General features: G+C 22.9%; 5 protein-coding genes. 1 reads left to right on the forward strand and 4 read right to left on the reverse strand.

All coding sequences use genetic code 11. The features are described 5' to 3' along the window. Nucleotides 1–532 precede the first annotated feature (532 nt). The 4 genes from bdr to HNP63_RS06285 are packed head-to-tail and all read right to left on the reverse strand — an operon-like array spanning nt 533 to nt 3,521. Nucleotides 533–1,057, reverse strand: coding sequence for a Bdr family repetitive protein (gene bdr, locus HNP63_RS06270; protein WP_183227611.1), 525 nt, complete (start codon nt 1,055–1,057; stop codon nt 533–535). Nucleotides 1,058–1,069: 12 nt separating this feature from the next. Beyond that, on the reverse strand, nt 1,070–1,591 hold the full coding sequence (locus HNP63_RS06275; RefSeq protein WP_183227613.1) for a chromosome replication/partitioning protein: 522 nt from the start codon (nt 1,589–1,591) through the stop codon (nt 1,070–1,072). Between the two features lie 39 nt (nt 1,592–1,630). Continuing rightward, complete coding sequence (locus HNP63_RS06280; RefSeq protein WP_183227614.1) at nt 1,631–2,380, reverse strand: ParA family protein; 750 nt, start codon at nt 2,378–2,380, stop codon at nt 1,631–1,633. 46 nt (nt 2,381–2,426) lie between these two features. After that, on the reverse strand, nt 2,427–3,521 hold the full coding sequence (locus tag HNP63_RS06285; RefSeq protein WP_183227616.1) for a plasmid maintenance protein: 1,095 nt from the start codon (nt 3,519–3,521) through the stop codon (nt 2,427–2,429). Between the two features lie 377 nt (nt 3,522–3,898). Between HNP63_RS06285 and HNP63_RS06290 the strand changes: the two genes are divergently transcribed. Then, nucleotides 3,899–4,592, forward strand: a 694-nt coding sequence (locus tag HNP63_RS06290; RefSeq protein ID WP_183227618.1) for an ERF family protein, incomplete at its 3' end; no start/stop codon positions are given.

Genomic DNA, 4,592 nt, shown 5'->3' on the forward strand with positions numbered 1-4,592 from the left:
ATTGAATAATAAAACCTTTTTTTTGCTATATATGTGTATATATAGTATAACAAAAATCTTTTTTGTCAACTTATTTATAAAAATTTTACAAAAAAGTAAGACTTAACTAAATTCTCTTGTTAAAGAACTAGTTAAGTCCACCAAAATGCAACCTTTATTTTATATATGCAATATGGAGATCATATTATGCAATATTTATTATATTGCAAAAACTGTTTTTGTTAGGGTTTTTATAAAAATTTTTGCAAAAAAAACTTTATTAAATCCTCTTGCTAAAAAACTTAATAAAGTAAAGGTTTAGCTGAATTCGCTTAAAAAAATTATTTTTTAAGTTTTTCAACAGCTAAGCATAGTCCAATTTAGAATTAAAATCAATTTGTCTTTTTACAAAAAAAGAACTTATTTAAAGTCTTTTGTTAAAAAGTTCGAATAAGTTCTAATTTAGAATAGAGCAAAAATAAAATGTTATTTTTTAGTAATATTCATCAACATTATAATATAATACTTAAAAAAGCAAATTATGTATTATTCATTATTTAATGAATTGTAAATATTTCATAAATAAAGCATTTAATATTGGGCCTAGAATTGCAGCTGTTAATATCATAAAATGTATTAGCCTGTTTCCCATATTAAGATCTTTTCTCAAATTCTTTACTTCATTGTCTATCTTAGTATCTAAATTCTTTTCTACATTGTCTATCTTGGTATCTAAATTCTTTTCTACATTGTCTATCTTAGCATTTAAAATACATAAATCTTTTTGTAAATTTTTTTCTACAAAATCTATCTTGGTATTTACACTATCTATTTTGGTATTCAAACTATCTATTTTATAGTTTAAATTCTTTTCTACAGTATCAATCTTAGCATCTAAATTAGATATATCTTTTCGTAAAGTCTTTTCTACATCAATTATTTTCTCTTTTAAATATTCAAAGCTGTAATTATCATTATGAAGAAAAACAAAATCTATTGCCTCCTCACTAAACCCTATGTTTAAAAACTCATTTTTTATACTTTCTATATTGTATGTTCTATAAGCTAAATTATTCATAGAATCCCCTTATTATCCCTTTAATTCTTCATATTTCTTTAAAAGCTTCTTAATCAAATCTTTTTGATTTTCAAAAATCTCATGCATCATAAAACTTGTAAATTTTGCATTACTTTTGTAGAAATCATAACTTTCTTGAGTTTTCAGTTGGAATCTTAAAGGTTTTATTGGGTTTTGTTTAGATTTTTTTAAAACACCAGGTGATTTTCTTAAAAACGCAATTGTTTTTGTAACACCATTTTCTATTACATAAGCCTCTTCTAAAACACCTTCTTCTATTGCATTTGCTATTTTTAAATAATCATATGCTTGACTTCTTGCTAAGTGATAATCCTTAATAAAATCTTCAAATGTTCTATATCCATCTAATTTATAATATTCGTTATCTTTTATCTCTTTTAATATCTTAATAACTTCCATTTTATAATAAATTTCTTGTTGAAAGCTAGATTTTAATCTTTGCTTTAAATTTTTGTAACGCTCTTCTCTTTCATTCAATACTTCTAAATTTCTTTTGTTAACTACTATATCCATGTATTAACTCCTTTTATTTAAAATAATAACTATGTCCAATTAGATGGACATAGTTATTATTTTAAATTTGCTTAATATATTTTTATACTCTAACATATAATCGCTATTTAAGTTAAATAAATCGTCTTTTGCTATTTTTTTATTTAAATCTTCTCTTTCTGAAACTAGCCCTAAAAAATTCTTATTCTCTTTTAGAGAATTAAATAATGCTTTATGAGTATTGTTTTTCTTAAATCTGGTTATTATTAAGAAAATTGGAATATCAATAGCCAAATCACTAATTGAAAACTTTAAAAGTTCTAAACTCTCAACTGCCCATTTTTCTGCTGTTATTGGCACTACTACATAATTGCTACATACTAATGCATTAGTTAGTGTATAGTCTAAACTAGGGTTTGTATCAATTATTATATAATCATAATTGGATTGTAAATTTAATAGCTGCTTTTGTAGTTTAATTTCTTTAAAGGTTATAGCTTCTTTATTAAATTTATGTAAACTTAGATAACTGGGTATCAAGTCTAAATTATTATTAATATTTATGACTGAATTATCAATTAATATATTTCCTTTTAAAATCTCATATATATTTTTTTCAAGTAAATTAAATTCACTTTCTATTATTTTTTTATAAAAATAACTTGTAACTGATGCTTGCGTGTCCATATCAATTAAGAGAACTTTACAATCATTAGCCAAAAGAGTTGCAAATATTATTGCACTTGTGCTTTTGCCAACACCACCTTTAATTGACGCAATTGTTATTATTTTGGGTTTTTTAGTATCCATTTTATTAACATTCCTTGTTTGGGATATTTTTTCCCATGTTCAATCCTTATACAACTTTTTTTAACATCAAAGAATTATTTTCATTTTTTATTAGTTCTAATAATTCATAATAATATGCATTATATATTTTATTATATGATAAATTGTTTTTGCTATTCAAATATGTTTTTATAATTGGCTTTAGAATTTCAATATTCACCTTTTCTTTTAGTTGATCAATAAGAATATTATAAATGTTTACCTTTATATGCTCATAATCTTTTTGTGTGTTTTCTTTTTTTAATTCGATTGATTTTTCTAATTTGCGTTTTATTGTGCTTAAATCATTATATTTTTGATTTTCAATAATAAAATGCGGCTTATTTTTGTAGTTTTCATATACTTTTTTAAATTCTGTTTCCAATTGTTCAGTATTATATCCTTTTTTTTCTAATTGTTTTTTTGTATTTTCTAGAATTTCTTTTAATTTGTTTTGCTTATCTTTAAAGCAAGATTTATTAAAATGTATATTTTTATGCTTTAGTAGTTTAATCTCAATGATTTTTGAAACTTTAAGCATTTTAATTTTCAAGTCTTTATTAATATCTAAATTTAAAATAAAAGATAGAATTTCTTTACATTTAAATTTACATTTATTGGAATATTTTATTATTTGAAAATTTTCTATCTGTTTATTCTTTTCTTCTTTTATATTATTATTTTTATTACTTAAACACTCCTCCAAATTTACACACCTATTTTTATTAAATTTGTCTTTAAGGCCTATTTCAGCTCTTTTTTCAAATCTAGAATGTTTTTTATCTTCGAAGTATTTGTTTATCATATAGTGACACTCTTTTTTTGGATAATTAAGTTTGTAGTAAATTTCAGTACCACAATTTATCCCCAAGTGTTTGTAATAATTAGTTGTTACTTTAAATTTTTTTTCTAATTCGTAAAGATATTTTTGAAGCGTCTTTAACTTAACTGGATTTTGACCATTTCTTTTTAGATTTTCATTAAAGTAATAGAGTATGTTTTGTTGAGTGTATTTTTTATATTTTTTGTTTACATACTTTAAAGTTGAGATAAGAACTATCAATTTATATTGATGTTTGTTGTAGCAATTTGGATATTTTTTGTTGGTTGGAAAATTTTTCATATTTTCTCCTTAATTTACAATAAATAATTATAAATAATATAATGCAAAATTTTGATTTAAAAGTAAATACTTTTCTAAAAAAAATATGAAATTCTAATTATTAATCCCATTAAATTAATACGTTTTTTATAATTTAGTATAAATAAATTGATTTCCATTTTAATTTAGTCTATACTGCAAATAGCGTAGGAAAATATTTACATATGTTTGACCTACCTTAATTTACAATTTGCAAAAAATGTAATGTAAGGGTTTAGCTTAGTTCTTTTATAAAGAGAATCTAGCTAAGCCCTCATTTTTTGCAAAAATTTTTGTAAAAAAGTTGGCAAAAATAGTTTTTGCTATATATTTATTTATTGTAAGTTAAGGAGGAAAACATGAACAATGTTTCAGAAAAAAATCAAAATATACAAAATAATATACAAGCAGAAATTAAATTCTTAAATGATATGGATACTCTAATTATGAATTTACCAGGGATTGACAAAAGTCTTGTAAATAAAGGATATGGATACAAATATCAGAATTTCAATGACATAGTAGAAGAAATCCAAAATGTTATTAAAAAGCACAATTTGGATCTTATGTTTAGGCAATTCCCAACTTTTACACATGATCCATATGGTAGAGTTCATGTTATTAGGACCACATTTTACAGTAAAAGTACTGGGTACAGAGAATCATTTGATACGCCAATACTTACGGAAAATTTAAAATGGAACAATGAAAATGGGTCTAAAAATATGAATTCAACGCCACAACTAGTTGGTTCAGCTATTACTTATTTCAAAAGGTATGCTTTAGTTGCATGTCTTAACATAAAAAGTGAAGTGGATACTGATGCAGCACTTAATTACAATAATTATGAAAACGAAAATTCTACACCCAATAAGCAAATTAGTGTTAATAAAAAACAAGAACAAAAAAATTACAATAATCAAAATCAGAAAAAAACAATAATTCAGAACAACAAAATTACACCATTCAAAAACAAGAAAAAAGATAGTTTTTATCATTATGGAATTTTTAAAGAAGCGTTGTCTAACATAAAAAATTGGGTACATGACTTTG

Source organism: Borreliella afzelii, from assembly GCF_014202295.1.
GTDB lineage: Bacteria > Spirochaetota > Spirochaetia > Borreliales > Borreliaceae > Borreliella > Borreliella afzelii.

Coding starts and splice junctions, on each gene's coding strand:
- HNP63_RS06285 (WP_183227616.1), bottom strand. CDS start 3,521: ATGAAAAATTTTCCAACCAACAAAAAATATCCAAATTGCTACAACAAA.
- HNP63_RS06280 (WP_183227614.1), bottom strand. CDS start 2,380: ATGGATACTAAAAAACCCAAAATAATAACAATTGCGTCAATTAAAGGT.
- HNP63_RS06275 (WP_183227613.1), bottom strand. CDS start 1,591: ATGGATATAGTAGTTAACAAAAGAAATTTAGAAGTATTGAATGAAAGA.
- bdr (WP_183227611.1), bottom strand. CDS start 1,057: ATGAATAATTTAGCTTATAGAACATACAATATAGAAAGTATAAAAAAT.